This is a genomic window from Pseudomonas vanderleydeniana, assembly GCF_014268755.2.
Taxonomy (GTDB): domain Bacteria; phylum Pseudomonadota; class Gammaproteobacteria; order Pseudomonadales; family Pseudomonadaceae; genus Aquipseudomonas; species Aquipseudomonas vanderleydeniana.
This window is the reverse complement of record NZ_CP077093.1, coordinates 5,678,998-5,693,978: the sequence shown is the minus strand read 5'-3', so window position 1 is coordinate 5,693,978 and position 14,981 is coordinate 5,678,998. Positions and strand designations below refer to the sequence as shown.

Annotated in this window: 12 protein-coding genes and 4 tRNA genes; 10 read left to right on the top strand and 6 right to left on the bottom strand. The window is 62.7% G+C overall.

Annotated features, from left to right (window positions below):
* Positions 1 to 147: 147 nt before the first annotated feature.
* Positions 148 to 1,410: an epoxide hydrolase family protein gene (locus tag HU752_RS25525; protein WP_186685262.1), complete on the bottom strand. Its 1,263-nt coding sequence runs from the start codon at positions 1,408 to 1,410 to the stop codon at positions 148 to 150.
* 114 nt (positions 1,411 to 1,524) lie between these two features.
* On the opposite strand from HU752_RS25525, the gene HU752_RS25520 reads away from it, so the two are divergent.
* Complete coding sequence (locus tag HU752_RS25520; RefSeq protein WP_186685264.1) at positions 1,525 to 2,112, top strand: TetR/AcrR family transcriptional regulator; 588 nt, start codon at positions 1,525 to 1,527, stop codon at positions 2,110 to 2,112.
* 41 nt (positions 2,113 to 2,153) lie between these two features.
* Here HU752_RS25520 and rdgC read toward each other — a convergent pair whose 3' ends face one another.
* Entirely contained in the window at positions 2,154 to 3,074 is a 921-nt protein-coding gene (gene rdgC, locus HU752_RS25515; protein WP_186685265.1) for a recombination-associated protein RdgC, read from the bottom strand.
* A gap of 160 nt (positions 3,075 to 3,234) precedes the next feature.
* Between rdgC and HU752_RS25510 the strand changes: the two genes are divergently transcribed.
* The 4 genes from HU752_RS25510 (at position 3,235) to HU752_RS25495 (ending at position 3,742) form a co-directional block, all read left to right on the top strand.
* Positions 3,235 to 3,310, top strand: a tRNA-Val gene (locus tag HU752_RS25510).
* A 19-nt stretch (positions 3,311 to 3,329) separates the two neighbouring features.
* Positions 3,330 to 3,406 (top strand) — tRNA-Asp (locus HU752_RS25505).
* Between the two features lie 165 nt (positions 3,407 to 3,571).
* A tRNA-Val gene (locus HU752_RS25500) sits at positions 3,572 to 3,647 on the top strand.
* Positions 3,648 to 3,665: 18 nt separating this feature from the next.
* Positions 3,666 to 3,742: transfer RNA gene (locus HU752_RS25495), tRNA-Asp, on the top strand.
* A 320-nt stretch (positions 3,743 to 4,062) separates the two neighbouring features.
* Here HU752_RS25495 and HU752_RS25490 read toward each other — a convergent pair.
* Both HU752_RS25490 and HU752_RS25485 read right to left on the bottom strand, forming a co-directional pair.
* Positions 4,063 to 5,199, bottom strand: coding sequence for a catalase family protein (locus tag HU752_RS25490; protein WP_186682181.1), 1,137 nt, complete (start codon positions 5,197 to 5,199; stop codon positions 4,063 to 4,065).
* Positions 5,200 to 5,236: 37 nt separating this feature from the next.
* Positions 5,237 to 7,045, bottom strand: a complete 1,809-nt coding sequence (locus HU752_RS25485; RefSeq protein ID WP_186682182.1) for a di-heme-cytochrome C peroxidase — start codon at positions 7,043 to 7,045, stop codon at positions 5,237 to 5,239.
* A 267-nt stretch (positions 7,046 to 7,312) separates the two neighbouring features.
* Here HU752_RS25485 and bamJ point away from each other — a divergent pair, with 267 nt between their 5' ends.
* From bamJ to HU752_RS25465, 4 genes are all read left to right on the top strand, one after another.
* Positions 7,313 to 8,074, top strand: a complete 762-nt coding sequence (gene bamJ, locus HU752_RS25480) for a BamJ family beta-barrel-assembly machinery protein (RefSeq protein ID WP_186682184.1) — start codon at positions 7,313 to 7,315, stop codon at positions 8,072 to 8,074.
* A 298-nt stretch (positions 8,075 to 8,372) separates the two neighbouring features.
* Positions 8,373 to 8,828: a YkvA family protein gene (locus HU752_RS25475; RefSeq protein WP_186682186.1), complete on the top strand. Its 456-nt coding sequence runs from the start codon at positions 8,373 to 8,375 to the stop codon at positions 8,826 to 8,828.
* A 113-nt stretch (positions 8,829 to 8,941) separates the two neighbouring features.
* Positions 8,942 to 9,283, top strand: coding sequence for a helix-turn-helix domain-containing protein (locus HU752_RS25470; protein ID WP_186682188.1), 342 nt, complete (start codon positions 8,942 to 8,944; stop codon positions 9,281 to 9,283).
* Positions 9,280 to 9,651 (top strand): hypothetical protein, encoded by a 372-nt coding sequence (locus HU752_RS25465; protein WP_186682190.1) that lies wholly within the window; start codon positions 9,280 to 9,282, stop codon positions 9,649 to 9,651. The genes HU752_RS25470 and HU752_RS25465 overlap by 4 nt, the downstream gene beginning before the upstream one ends.
* A gap of 15 nt (positions 9,652 to 9,666) precedes the next feature.
* Here HU752_RS25465 and HU752_RS25460 read toward each other — a convergent pair whose 3' ends face one another.
* The gene (locus HU752_RS25460; RefSeq protein WP_186682192.1) at positions 9,667 to 11,442 is read right to left on the bottom strand and encodes a bifunctional diguanylate cyclase/phosphodiesterase; all 1,776 of its coding nucleotides are present in this window, start codon (positions 11,440 to 11,442) and stop codon (positions 9,667 to 9,669) included.
* A 136-nt stretch (positions 11,443 to 11,578) separates the two neighbouring features.
* Positions 11,579 to 13,663, bottom strand: coding sequence for a carboxy terminal-processing peptidase (locus tag HU752_RS25455; protein ID WP_186682194.1), 2,085 nt, complete (start codon positions 13,661 to 13,663; stop codon positions 11,579 to 11,581).
* 182 nt (positions 13,664 to 13,845) lie between these two features.
* On the opposite strand from HU752_RS25455, the gene HU752_RS25450 reads away from it, so the two are divergent.
* Positions 13,846 to 14,808 carry a zinc-binding dehydrogenase gene (locus tag HU752_RS25450; RefSeq protein WP_186682196.1) on the top strand — a complete coding sequence of 321 codons (963 nt, stop codon included), beginning with the start codon at positions 13,846 to 13,848 and terminating at the stop codon, positions 14,806 to 14,808.
* Positions 14,809 to 14,981: the final 173 nt, after the last annotated feature.

Here is a 14,981-nt window from a genome sequence, read left to right as displayed (position 1 = left end):
TTTTCCTTGTTGTATTCCCGCGCAGTCCGGGATCCCGATGAATGGATCGGGCATTCTCGCCGATGTCCCCGACTGCGGCCAGCCAACCCTGGCGTCGCTGTCCGGCAGCGTCATCGCCCACCGCCGTGCAGCGGCGAGCGATTCGGTTCATTGCCCTGCGGCCTGCTGGCGGAACGGCCTGAAGGCCTGCCACATCTCCTGCGCGAAGATCTGCGGTTGTTCGAACGCCGCGAAATGGCCGCCCTTGTCCACTTCATTCCAGTAGAACAGCTTGCTCCAGGCCGCCTCGGCCCAGGCGCGCGGTGGACGATAGGTCTCGGCGGGGAACAGGCTGGCACCCATCGGGACCTCGATGCGACCGCTACCGGCGCGACCGCCGGAGAAGAAGTCGGCTCCGCGGATCGTGCTGCCGACGCCTTCCCAGTACAGGCGGGCGCTGGACGTGCCGCTGGCGGTGAACCAGTAGAGCGAGATGTCATCGAGCATCTGGTCGCGGGTCAGTGCGTCTTCCGGCAAGCCATCGTTGTCCGTCCAGTTCCAGAATTTCTCGTACATCCAGGCCGCCAGGGCCAGCGGCGAGTCGTTCAGTGCATAGCCGATGGTCTGTGGCCGGGTGTTCATCTGGTCGGCATAGCCGGTGCCCTGGCTGACGAACAGCTCGATATCGTCCAGTGCCTGGCGTTCTTCCTCGGTCGGGTTCTCGGGCAATTGCGCCGGCACGACCATCGGCAGGTTCACATGGGCGGCCATCAGGCCCTGCGGAGCCTGGCTGGCCAATGCCGTGGTAATCGCCGAGCCCCAGTCGCCGCCCTGGGCGACCCAGTGCCGGTAGCCCAGGCGTTCGTTCATCAGCACTGTCCAGGCCCGTGCGATACGCGCCGGGTTCCAGCCCAGCTCCGTGGGCTTGTCGGAAAAGCCGTAGCCGGGAATGGCCGGGATCACCACATGGAAGGCGTTTTCGGGGTGGCCACCGAAGCGGGTCGGATCGGTCAGGCGATCGATCACGTTCAGGAACTCGGCGACTGAGCCGGGCCAGCCGTGGGTCAGCAGAATCGGCATGGCATTCGCGTGGGGGGAGCGGGCATGGATGAAGTAGATGCCCACGCCGTCGATTCGCGTGCGGAATTGCGGGTAGCTGTTCAGGCGGGCTTCGAACCTGCGCCAGTCGTAATGGTTGAGCCAATGGTCGACCAGCGACTGGGCAGCGGCCAGGGGAACGCCCTGGGACCAGTCGTCGACCAGTTCCCGATCCGGCCAGCGGGCCAGGCGCAGACGCAGGCGCAAATCGACGATGGCTGGCTCGGGGACGTGGACCTCGAACGGGGTCACGGCTTCGGTGGCAGGAGGGATGGTCAGTGTTGAACCGGTCGTTCGATTCTGGGCGATGGATGCGTGGGCGGGGGTGGACATGTCTGACTCCGATGATTGCAGATTTAATTGTAGCGACTGCTACAAATTTAGATCGGGCAAATCGGCGCTGTCAATGTTATTGTAGCGATCGCTACACTTTGCATGCGGAAGGCTATGGCACGAAGAATCGCATTCAACTACACGCAGGCCCTGGACAGGGCGACCACGCTGTTCTGGCAGCATGGCTACACCGAGACCGGATTGCGCGAGCTGCTCAAGACGATGGAGATCGGCGAGGGCTCGTTCTACAACACGCTCAAGAGCAAGAAGCACCTGTACTTGTCCTGCGTGGAGCATTATGGCGAGACGGTGGTGCGCCGGCGGCTGGAAGCCTTGGCGCAGGCGGCGACCGCAGCCGAGGGGATCCGGGCCTTCTTTCGGGTTTCGCTCGATTGCCTGGATGCTCCGGATACGCCATCGCGGTTGTGCCTGGTGGCGGCCATGGTGAGCGAGCAAGTGCTGGCCGAACCTGAGCTGCGCGAGTGTGTCCAGGGCGAGCTGGAGAAGGTGCGGGGGATTTTCCTGGCACGCCTGGAACAGGATCGCGAGCGCGGGCTGTTGCCGGCTTCATTGGACCCGCAGGTCACGGCGGCGATCATCACCACCTACCTGCAGGGTTTCTGGCGCATGGCGCTGGTCGGCTACGATCGGTCCGCATTCGAGCGACAGATCGACTCCTTCCTGAGCGCCATGGGACTCTAGCGGGGCACTCCCGCCGAAGACCGGCGGGCGTCGGGGGACGATCAGATCCCTTGCGGGATTTCCTCGCCGCCCAGGGCCTCGAACAGTTCCGGCAGGAACTCGCCGAAGGTCAGCATCATCAGGGTGAAGCTGGCATCCAGCTGGCCCAGGGCTTCGTCGCCACCGTCCTGTTCGGCCTGATCCTGCAGCAGGTCTTCGAACTTCAGGCGCTTGACCACCATCTTGTCGTCGAGCACGAAGGACAGCTTGTCCTGCCAGGCCAGGGCCAGTTGGGTGACCATCTTGCCGGTGCTCAGGTGCAGCTGGATCTCGTCGCCAGTCAGGTCCTGGCGCTTGCAGCGCACGATCCCGCCATCTTCCTGGACGTCGCGCAGTTCGCACTCGTCGAGTACGAAGAAGTTGTCGGCGGCCTTGAGAGTCTTGACCCAGTCGGTCATCACCGCGGTTGGCGCGATCTTCACGGTCAACGGACGAACCGGCAGGGTGCCGAGTACTTCGCGCAGGGTCGACAGCAGGTCTTCAGCGCGTTTCGGGCTGGCCGAGTTGACCAGGATCAGGCCCTGTTTCGGCGCGATCGCGGCGAAGGTCGCCGAACGGCGGATGAAGGCGCGTGGCAGGAAGGCCTGGATGATTTCATCCTTGAGCTGGTCGCGCTCCTTCTTGTAGACCTTGCGCATCTGCTCGGCCTCGATTTCCTCGACCTTTTCCTTCAGTGCGTCGCGTACCACGCTGCCTGGCAGGATGCGCTCTTCCTTGCGGGCCGAGACCAGCAGGAAATCGCCACTGACATGCACCAGCGGTGCATCTTCGCCCTTGCCGAATGGCGCGACGAAACCATAGGTGGTCAACTCCTGGCTTGCGCAGGGGCGGGCCGGTTTGGTCGCCAGCGCGGCCTCCAGGGCCTCGGCGTCAAAAGGCAGATCCTGGGTCAGGCGGTAGATCAGCAGGTTCTTGAACCACATGGGGCGAATCTCTCCTTTATACAAAGGTGGGCATTATTGTCTTCGTGGCCCGATAGGCCAACCCTCTGCTAAGTCTTTGGAAGGCCTGAAAAAAATATTGAAGAAAGTGCTTGCCAGAGTGGGGACTGCTCCGTAGAATGCGCGCCACACCGAAAGCGAAGGGTGATTAGCTCAGCCGGGAGAGCATCTGCCTTACAAGCAGAGGGTCGGCGGTTCGATCCCGTCATCACCCACCATTCGATATCAGTGTTTAGCGCAGCGGTAGTTCAGTCGGTTAGAATACCGGCCTGTCACGCCGGGGGTCGCGGGTTCGAGTCCCGTCCGCTGCGCCATATTCGATGTTCTGGACCACTGAACGCCAGAACATCACGGAAAGCCCGCCCAGTGCGGGCTTTTTGCTGTCTGGTGTGTAGAAAAATCCATGATTTAAAAATTTTTTATTTAAATCAGTGCTTTATGGATTTTTTGTGGCATAATGCGCTCACACCGGAAGCGAAGGGTGATTAGCTCAGCCGGGAGAGCATCTGCCTTACAAGCAGAGGGTCGGCGGTTCGATCCCGTCATCACCCACCATTCGTTTCAGTGTTTAGCGCAGCGGTAGTTCAGTCGGTTAGAATACCGGCCTGTCACGCCGGGGGTCGCGGGTTCGAGTCCCGTCCGCTGCGCCATATATCGATGTTCTGGACCACTGAACGCCAGAACATCACGCAAAGCCCGCCTAGTGCGGGCTTTTTTGTGCCCGTGGTTTTTAGACGCATCGGCTGGTGCCCCTGTGGCGAGCGGGCTTGCCCGCGCTCGGCGGCGCAGCCGTCGCAAAACCGCCGCCGGGTTCCGCCTGATGTATCGCAATCCCTGATTTTAGGGCTGCTTCGCAGCCCGGCGCGGGCAAGCCCGCTCGCCACAAGGGACGTGCGGCTGCTCTTGTCGCTCAGCGTTACGAAATCCTGTGGGATCCGGCTTGCTGGCGATAGCGCCCTGAAGGCTGCTGCTATCGCTCAGCGTTACGGCTGTGCCGGTAATCGCTGACCGCGTCATACACCGCCTTGCGCAGGCGGTTGATGCCGCCGATCGGGCGATGTGCCTCAAGACCGTGCCACGGACTGAATGACTGGTTGTCACAGGCGATGTTCTGTTCCAGCGTGTCGAAGTCCTGCGCCGGAATGCGGATGTGCGCCACGGTCTCGAACGGCGCGTCGCTTTCCTTCCATTCGATGCTGGTGTCCTCGATCGGCATGTACTTGTTGGCGTTCTGCCGCTGGACCTGCAGCACGAAGCAGGCCGGCACGCGGTCCGTGGACAGTTGCTGGACCAGCGCGCTGCGCAGGAAGTTCGGCAGGTCCTCGTTCTGCTTCGGCAACTCATATTCCGGGCAGCTCTGCGGGTCGGGAGCGACGCGGAACTTGGCGTTGGCGCTGCCGAACTTGTAGGGCGATACGGAAAAGTAGGTCGTCTGCATCGGAGTTTTCGGCGCCGGCGCCAGGGTAGCCAGGGCGATGAACAGATGGCGGATCTGCCAGCCGGTGGGATTCCAGCTGGGGAAGAAGGCCAGCACCTTCTTGCCGTCGGCCTGGGCGGCGATGTTCTGCTGGTACTCGGCGACATCGCTGACGAAGAAGTTCGGATGGTTGAACATCACGAAGTCCTGCTCGTGGCGCCCCTGTTGGCTTGGCAGCAACTGCTTGCCGGGCACGTCCAGCAGCTTGATGGCCATGCCGCGGGCATCGCGGATGCTGTCGAACTGGGGATAGGCGTTGCCATTGGACAGGCGGATCAGCGCCTGCCAGGTCTTGCCCGGCTCGGCGAACACGCCCTGGCGCAGGTCGCCGCCCAGGTCGCCGAGCACCTGCACTTCGGCATTCACGCAGCCATGGGCCTTGGCGTGGGCATCACGCAGGTAGCGGGTACCCTCGCGGTGCTGGTCGACGATGCGCACGGCGGTCTGGATGATGTCCTGGGTCCTGGCCGCCTCATCGCCCGGCACCTGCTCCACGGTCGGCACCGGGCCACTGTGGCGCCAGGCATACCAGCCGGTGGCCAGGGCCCAGCCGAGCAGGCCGAGACCGACCAGGAGCAGTAGGCTCTTGCCGAGAAATGCGCCAAGGCGCAGCCAGAGTCGCTTCAGCATGGGAGCTTCCTTTCAGTCTTGTCGTTGAGGCGTGGGGTCATGGCAACTGCTGCTCCAGTGGACCGCCCAGCACTTTCAGGTATTCGAGCAACGCCCAGCGTTCCTCCGGCTGCAGCAGTCGGCCGATTACGCCATTCCCACGCTTGCCGGCGCGGAATTCATGGCCGCTGTTGTGGTTGCCGCTGATTTTGGTGTCGAACAGGAAGCCGTTCTCGAAGGCTTTCTGGCGATAGCCCAGGTGGCGTGGATCGTATTCGAAGGTGCCCCGATAGAAGGTGGTGGAGCGTTCGTCCTGCGGCGACAGCAACTGGTAGAGGCTCGGCACCGAGCCGTTGTGCAGGTACGGCGGCGTGGCCCACACGCCGGCCAGTGGCCGGGCCTTGTAGGCCCGCTGTTCGAGCACGCCGATCGGCAGGCCGAAACCGTCCAGCTGCGGGCGCTCGGCGGGTGTCACGCCGGCATCGCGGTAGGCCTGTTCTTCGACGAAGGCCGTGACATAGGCCAGGCCCTTGGCCACTGACAATTGGCTCAGGTCCAGTGGCTGGTCGCTCTTTGGATGCAACTGCACCGGTAGCCTGGCCAGTTCCGCCGGGTCCCACTGCAGCGCGCTCAGGTCATAGCGCTGGTCGGCGATGTTGTTCGCGGTGTTCGGGTCGGTACCGATCGCGGCCAGGGGAATGCTGGTGAGTTGTTGTACCGGACGGCCGTTTTCCTCGTGCACGCTGGGCACGTGGCAACCGGCGCAGTTTTCGGCGAACAGCGCACGGCCCTGCGCCGCGCGAGCCAGGTCGACCTTGCCGAACAGCTCCTCCGGCCAGCTCGGAGGCTTGAGGCGTTGCAGGGTTTCCTCGATCTTGTGCAGGTCACGCACGCGTACGCTGGAGGGGTAGCGCTCGTCGCCGCGCAGCGGCTGGCCGTTGGCGTCGAAGAAGTTCAGCGTGGCGCCGACGCCCAGGGCCTCGCCGATATTGCGAGCCATGGGCTGCTGGGCCGAGGCGGTCCACTGGACCCAGTCGAAGGTCCAGATGTCCCACAGTTGCGGGTAGTCCACCGGCGCATTGGCGACCCGGTAGTTCTTGTCGGAGATGGCGTCGCCGAAGCTGGCGTTGGCGATCCGGCCGAACGCATCCGTGCGCCCCGGGCCTTCCAGCGTTGGGTAGAGGCCGCGATGGGTATCGTTCCAGGCGACGTGGAGGAAGGTGTCGAGGGACTGTTTCACCGCGACCTTCAACTCGGCGTGTCTGGCTTCGTAGTCGTTGCCCAGGACCCGGCGGGCGAAACGTTCGAATTTCCAGGGGTTGTAGTAGGTGGCGGCGAGGCTGGCGACGAGCGCCTGGCCGAAACTGCCGCCGCGTACCGTCGGCACGCTGGAGGGCAGCACATGCTGGGCCGAACCTCCGTCGATCCGCAGGGCCTGGCCCTTGTAGCGCAATTCGCCGGTGTGGCAGGCCGCGCAGGTGATATCCAGGTACTGCTCGGTGCTCCCGGCGTTCTGGTGACGGGTGAAGCCAACGGGCAGGTTGCCGGGGTTTTCCGCCGTGGCCCGTTGCTTGGGGTCGACCAGGAAGCCGAAGCGTGCGAGGTATTCCGGCGTGGCGAAGCGTTGTTCGGAGAAGGGCAGCTCCAGGGCCGTGAACCACTCGTAGCGCAGGCCCTTCACCTGGGTGCCCTGGGGGGTGTAGTAGAAGGTCTGGCGGTCGGCCGTGCTCCACTGATCCAGGTAGTGCACCTGCTCGGCCGGTATGTATGCCGGCAATTTCGGATTGGCGATGTAGTACAAGATCACCGCAAGACCGAGGCCAAGCAGCAGTATCAGAGCCAGTAACACACGGTAAAAAATGCGCAAGATAACGATCCTTGTCGGGTGGTGATGTTCTTATGCCTCAGCTGTTGCCAGGCATCAAGTGGCCGTGATGGCCGCCAATACTGGCCCTTGCGCCGAACAGGCGGTTCCATTGGACGTAAGCAGAATGTCAGCACTGTGTAAAATGCTTTGCTGGCCTGAACTTATCGGCTGTTTTCGGCTCTGATCCCGGTAGCCATTGGTCGCGGCCGCCTGATAAGCTCGCGACTTTATTCGAATGCCCCTTAGGCGCATGAACAAGGAAATAGCATGAAACAGCATCGGTTGGCGGCGGCGGTGGCCCTGGTTAGCCTGGTACTCGCGGGCTGCGACTCGCACTCCAGCGTAGAGCTGAAAACCCCGGCGCAAAAAGCTTCCTACGGTATCGGCCTGAACATGGGCAAGAGCCTGGCCCAGGAAGGCATGGATGACCTGGATTCCAAGGCCGTGGCCCAGGGCATCGAGGATGCTATCGGCAAGAAAGAGCAGAAGCTCAAGGATGAAGAGCTGGTCGAGGCATTCGCCGCGCTGCAGAAGCGTGCCGAAGAGCGCATGGCCAAGCTGAGCGAGGAGTCGGCCGCTGCCGGCAAGAAGTTCCTCGAGGAAAACGGCAAGAAGCCTGGCGTCGTGACCACTGCTTCCGGCCTGCAGTATGAAGTCGTGAAGAAAGCCGATGGCCCGCAGCCCAAGCCGACCGATGTCGTGACCGTTCACTACACCGGCAAGCTCACCAACGGCACCACTTTCGACAGTTCCGTGGATCGTGGCAGCCCGATCGACCTGCCGGTCAGCGGCGTGATTCCTGGCTGGGTCGAAGGCCTGCAACTGATGCACGTTGGCGAGAAGTACAAGCTGTACATCCCGTCCGACCTGGCCTACGGCGCCCAGAGCCCGAGCCCGGCGATCCCGGCCAACTCGGTGCTGGTGTTCGACCTGGAACTGCTGGCGATCAAGGACCCGGCCAAGGCCGACGACGCGGAAGCTCCAGCAGCCAAGCCTGCCGGCAAAGCCGCCGAGAAAGCAGCGAAGTAATCCTTCGACTGTCTTGCCACAACGCCCCGTTCTGCGGGGCGTTGTTGTTTCTGCGACATGCTGGGTTGCAACAAAGCGAACGTACACTGCCCACGACAGTCTTAACATTGAGCTAATCGGCCTGTCCCTAGACTGGCACCAAGTCAATGAAATGATGGGTTTTTTTAGTGAGTAAAAAACGCCCGATCTGACTCGGGCCCTTGTGTGACGGGGCTTTCAGCTGTGAAATACGGCTCTGTTCACAAGGTTATCCACAATTTGTGTGGATAACCTTGTGCGTCCGATCGTTGGAGTGAAGATGAAGGCACCTTGGAATTTCTCCCGCTTCCTGCCCCTGGCCCAACGGCTGCTGGCCCGTGGGCGGCTGCCCACTTTACTGTTCGCGGTGGCGAGCAAGGGCGCTCGCGAAGGCGGGCGGCTGGGCAAGCTCAAGGAAGACCTGAAGCTCCTGCAGGTTCTCTGCCTGGCCTACTGGCGGGGTGAGTACCGCGCGGTCAGCGCCAAGTCGATGGTCATCGTCGTGGCGGGCCTGATGTATTTCCTCAGTCCGATCGATGCGATCCCGGATTTCATCCCGGTGTTCGGCATGCTCGACGACATCGCGGTGCTGGCCTGGGTGATGAACGCCCTGGACCAGGAGTTGAATGCATTCCGCGCCTGGCGTGAGCGCCAGGTGCCGGAACACCTGGTGGTGGTCGAGCGTCTGCCGGACACCCCGGAGCAACTGCGGCTCGAACGCAACGATAAAAATTGATCCAAATCTCCCGGTTCGAAGATCAAGCACCCTAGCGACCCTGGTGGCTGTTAATATGAAGCTACTAGGAAAGCGCTGACTCGCTATGTGTAATCGTCCTACGGGGTGTAGTAATGGATCTTCAAATAATTACACGTGATGGCGAACCGGAGTATGCGGTTCTCCCCTGGGCTCAGTACCAAAGTCTTCTCAAGGCTGCCGGCTTGCGCAGCCAGCAACCCCCGCCAACGTCCCCTGAAGCGCCTGTGGAGCCGGTCGCCGAGCTGCCCGGTTTCGATCAATTGCGCGTGCTGCGTGAAGCCAAGGGCCTGGCGATCGAGGTATTGGCCCGGGCCGTCGGCATCAGCCCTTCGTACCTGGGGCTGATCGAGAGCGGTGAACGTGAGCCGGATGCTGCGATTCGCCGCAGCCTGGCCTGGGAGCTGGGTGTCGCCGGGTGGAGGGATGCATCGTGAGCGTGCGGATCAGTCGTCAGCATTGGGATGGCTTGTTGGTGGAACTCGACCAGGCCCGTCGGCAACGGCACCTGCTGACCTATCGGGCGTTGCTCGAGCGTCTGCAGTTGCCCAGCCCGGCCATGCAGACCCTGACGGCTGCGCTGGAGCACCTGGCGGCCCTCGATGCCCGGGCCGAGCAGCCGCTGCGCAGTTCACTGGTGATCAGCCAGGGAGCCAGCCGCCTGCCGCGCACCGGCTTCTTCGAGTGTGTCGAGCGCCTGGGGCGGTTCTCCGGCCCGTCCGACGGGGTGGCGGCAGCCTCCTGGCACGCCTCGGAAGTGGTGCGGGTGTTCGAATACGACTATCCCGAGTCGGCCGAGGCCTGAGATCCGCGATTCGGATCAGGCGCTGTCGTCGAGCGAGATGATTTCGCTGCTGTCGATGACATGAATGCTCGAACCCGGCACATTCTTGGCGTGATGCTTGGCCTGTGAGGCCAGCTCCGCCAACTGGCTGGCGTCCAGCAGCCCGCAGGATATCGGCTTCAGGTGCACCGCGCCGATGGACAGGGACAGCAGCGGAAACTCCTGGCGCTGGCCCTGGCGATTCGAGGCGATGAAACAGCCGGCTTCCAGGTGTTCGGCGCGATAGAAGCGTCGGCACTGGTTCTGGAAGTCATCGACCAGGTGATCCAGGCGTTTCTGCCAATCACCCGAACCCAGCACCAGCAGGAAGTCATCCCCACCGATGTGGCCGACGAAATCGCGGCTGGGATCGACCCGTTCGTTCAGGCACTGCGCCAGACACAACAGCACTTCATCACCGCGGCCGTAGCCGTAGATATCGTTGAAGGGCTTGAAACTGTCGATATCCACGTAGCAGATCATCGCTTCGCGTTGCTGTTGCAGCAGGCGCGTCAGGCACTGCTGGATCGGCACGTTGCCGGGCAGCAGGGTCAGGGGATTGGCGTAGCGGGCCTGCTGGATCTTCAGTTCGGTAATCAGTTTCAGCACGTCGATCACCCGCCCCAGTCCGACGTAGCAGCCATTGTGGGTGATGATGAAGTCTTCCTCGATACGCTGCCTTGCGCGGCTGGTCAGCAGCCGGCTGACTTGTTGCAGCGACTGGCTCGATTCCACCGCCAGGAAGTCATCGCTCATCAGCCGGCTGATCGGCTTGCGGGCGAACAGGTCGGTGGCGAACGGCTTGAGCAGTGCATCCGACAGCGAGTGCCGGTGGACGATGCCGCAGGGGCGGCCCTGTTCGTCCAGCACGGCCAGCGAGTTGAGGTTGGCCTGGCGCCGGAAGGCTTCCAGCACGGCGGCCGTGGCGGTGTCCTGGGCCACGGCCGGCTGCTCGATGAGCAGGGCACTGAGGTCGCTGCCGTCCTCGCTCAGGGCGATGGAGGTGTTTTCCAGCTTGGGCAGCAGGGCATGGGCGTCCAGCGGTGGGGTTTCCTGTGGCCGGCAGAGCAGGTAGCCCTGGACCAGGTCGACGCCCATCTCGGTCAATACCGCCAATTCCTCCGGCAGCTCGATGCCTTCGGCGATCACCTGGGCCCGCGAGGCCTTGGCGATCTGCAGGATGGAACCGACGAATTCGCGCTTGAGGCCATCCTGGTGGATGCCGTCGATGAAGTGCCGGTCGATCTTCACGTAGTCCGGACGCAGCTCCGACCACAGGCGCAGGCTGGAATAGCCTGCCCCGAGGTCATCCAGGGCAATCGAGAAGCCCATGTCGCGGTAGTGATGCAGGGCGTTCTGCAGCAGTTGGAAATCGTCGGTGGGGGTTTGTTCGGTCAGTTCGATGACCACGTTGCTGGGGTCGATGCCGAAGTCCTGCAGCCATTGCAGGGTTCGTCCCGGAGGGTGGCTCGGTTCCAGCAGGGATTCGGGGGAAACGTTGAGGAACAGCTTGCCGGGCAGCTTCTGCTCGCTGAACCGGCGACAGGCACTCAGCCGGCAGGCCATTTCCAGCTCGCTCAGGCGGCCGGCCTGGCGGGCCACCGCGAACAGGCTGATGGGCGAGTGCAGCGGGCTGTTGGACGGTCCGCGACTGAGCGCCTCATAGCCGACGATGCGTCTTTCGGACAGCGAAATGATGGGTTGGAACAGGCTGTGCAGACCATTCTGAGCCAGGATTGAACTCAAGGCGTTCAGCTGTTCGGTCATGGTCATGGCAGTCTCTGTCGAAAAAAAAGGACCGGAGGCGTTCCCCCGGTTCAGGAGACGCGTCCAGTCCTTTATTTCACGACAGAATGATGACTGTTTGATGACGCTCCGAAGAGCAATCACATTAAATTGCTATCACCTTTCAGTGCTTGGCCACCGCCGTATTCAGACGCAGGTAGTCCAGCAGGATACGCCCGGTTTCACTCAGGTAGGCGTCGTCTTCCGGCTTGGTTTTCTTGTCCGGGTCAGGTGGCAGCGCGTCCTCGTCCTCTTTCTTGAGTTCCTTGAGCGCGTCCTCGCCCTTGGCCTTGCGGCGGGCGTTTTCCATGGCCAGTTGCTTGGCGTCGATGTCGGCGCGCTGGGCGCGACGCTCGGCCTCGTTCAGGCTCACGGTCTTTTCCTTCAGCAGCTTCTCGGCCAGGGCCAGCTTGTCGCGGATGAAGATGAACTCCGCATCCTTCGCCGCGCGGGCCTCGTGGTCGGCCTTGAGCTGGGCCAGGAATGGCTTGAACGGGTCCACCGCCGGCTTGATCGAAGGACGGATGGTGTCCCACGGCATGGCTTCGGGCAGCGCGCTCTCGCCGATTTCCTTGGTGTCGATGATCGACGGGAAGTCCACGTCCGGCAGGACGCCCTGATGCTGGGTGCTCTGCCCGGAAACCCGGTAGAACTTGGCCAGGGTCAGCTTCAGTTCGCCATGGTTGAGCGGCTGGATGGTCTGCACGGTGCCCTTGCCGAAGGTCTGGCCCCCGATGATCAGCGCACGATGGTAGTCCTGCATGGCGCCGGCGAAAATCTCCGAGGCCGAGGCCGACAGGCGGTTGACCAGCAGCGCCATCGGGCCCTTGTAGAACGCGCCGGGGTTCTCGTCCTCGAGCACGTCGACCTTGCCGTCGGCGTTACGCACCAGCACGGTCGGGCCCTTGTCGATGAACAGGCTGGTCAGCTCGGTGGCTTCCTGCAGGGAACCGCCGCCGTTGTTGCGCAGATCGATGACCACGCCGTCGACGCCTTCCTTCTGCAGCTCGCCCAGCAGTTTCTTCACGTCGCGGGTGGTGCTCTTGTAGTTCGGATCGCCGGCGCGGAACGCCTTGAAGTCCAGGTAGAAGGCCGGGATATCGATCACTCCGAGCTTGTAGTCCTTGCCATCCTGTTTCAGGTGCAGGATCGACTTGCTCGCCGCCTGGTCTTCCAGCTTCACCGACTCGCGGGTGATGGAGACGATCTTGCTGGTCTGGTCGTTCGGCGCGTTGCTGGCCGGGATGACTTCCAGGCGGACCACGGAGCCCTTCGGACCACGGATCAGCTTGACCACTTCGTCCAGGCGCCAGCCGACCACGTCGACCATTTCCTTGTCGCCCTGGGCGACACCGATGATCTTGTCGGACGGGGCGACCTGCTTGGTCTTGTCGGCCGGGCCCGACGGCACCAGGCGTACGACCTTGACCTGGTCGTTGTCGCTTTGCAGCACGGCGCCGATGCCCTCGAGGGACAGGCTCATGTTGATGTCGAAGTTTTCCGCGCTATCAGGAGACAGATAGTTGGTGTGCGGGTCGTAGGACATCGCGAAGGTGTTGATGTAGGCCTGGAAAATATCCTCGGCGCGGGTCTGGTCCAGGCGGGCCAGCTGGTTCTTGTAGCGCTTGACCAGCAGTTCCTGGATCGCCTTGGGCTCCTTGCCGGCGATCTTCAGGCGCAGGACCTCGTCCTTGACGCGCTTGCGCCACAGGTCGTCGAGTTCGGCGGTGCTCTTGAGCCACGGTGCGTCCTTGCGATCGATCAGCAGGGTCTCGCGGGTGGTGAAGTCGATCTTGTCGACGCCCTTGTTCAGCTCGGCCAGGGCGAAGTCCAGGCGGCCCTTGACCCGATCCAGGTAGCGCTTGTAGATGGTGAAGCCGGCATTGAGGTCGCCGCTCTTGAGGAAGTCGCCGAACTGGGTCTTCCACTTGTCGAACTCGGCGATGTCGCTGGCCAGGAAGTAGCTGCGCGACGGGTCGAGCAGCTTGATGTAGCTGTCGTAGATGATCACCGAGCGCGCGTTGTCGAGCGGCGGCTTGCTGTAGTGGTGGCGCTTGAGCAACTCGACGACGTTCAGGCTGGCAATCACCTCGTCACGGTCGGGCTGAAGATTGTCCCAGCTGTTGGCTGCGAACGTGTTGCCCGAGAACGTGGAAACGCCAAGGCCGATGAAAAGGGCAAGTGCAGTGCCAGGGAACAAATGCTTCATGCTGAGTCGACGCGGGGACAATTGATCACGCATATTAGGCCGTCTTTAAAGTCGCCGGTTCCGTGGGACTGAGTGTCAAAACCGCCAGCTGGGGTTTCGCACGTGCCGCGGACCGGTCGCATAATGCAAGAAAGCCCGGTGCTACAGCTCCGGGCTCAGTCCAGACTCACTATGGAGGCACTGTGAAGGCATTGCAAGGCGTTGAAGGTCAAGTGGAGTGGCTGGAACAGCCGAATACGGTCTGTGACGTGGGGCAAGTGCGCATTCGCGTCGCCGCTGCCGGGCTCAACCGGGCCGATCTGTTGCAGAAGGCCGGGCTCTATCCGCCGCCGCCGGGAGCCAGCCAGGCGCTGGGCCTGGAGTGCTCCGGGGTGATCGTCGAAGTGGGCGCCGGTTCTTCCTGGCAGGTGGGTGACCGGGTCTGTGCGCTGCTCGCCGGTGGTGGCATGGCCGAGGAAGTGGTGGTCGACGGGCGCCATGTGTTGCCGGTGCCGGAAGGCTTGAGCCTGGTCGAAGCGGCCGCGCTGCCTGAGGTCTACGCCACGGCCTGGCTGAACCTGTTCCAGCTGGCGGGGCTCAAGCCGGGCGAAAAGGTGCTGCTGCATGCCGGAGCCAGTGGCGTTGGTTCGGCGGCGATCCAGCTGTGCAAGGCCTTCGGCAACCCCTGCTGGGTCAGTGTCGGTTCGGCGGATCGGCTGGCCTATTGCGAGGCCCTGGGTGCCCAGGGCGGGGCGATTCGTGGCGACGATATCGACAGCCTGAATGACTTCGGGCCCTTCGACGTGATCCTCGATCCGGTGGGTGCGAACTACGCGGCACTCAACGTGAAACTTTTGTCAGCTGACGGGCGGTGGGTGCTGATCGGCCTGATGGGCGGGCGCGAAACCCAGCTCGACCTGGCGAAGATTCTTGCCAAGCGGATCCAGTTGCTTGGTTCGACCCTGCGCAGCCGCGATGCGCAATTCAAGGCCGATCTGCTCAGCGACCTGAACCAGCATGTCTGGCCGCTGTTCGCCGACAAGCGCCTGAGCCCGCAACTGGCCAAGGTGTTCCCGATCAGCGATGCCGAATCGGCTTTCGTCGAATTGGCCGGTAACCAGGTGGCGGGCAAGTTGGTGCTGGTGATCGACGAAACGCTGGTCTAGTGCTGGCGGCGGCTTCCCTCTCCTCGATGAGCGCAGGTCCTGCGCTCATTTCTTTTTGTCCTTTGCGCAAGACTGTCCCGGCGTAAACCGACATACGGCCTCCAGACCTGTCATTTCTGACAGTAGGCAGGTATCCGAAACAGGCGTGCAATGGACTCACTCCGGGATCAGCG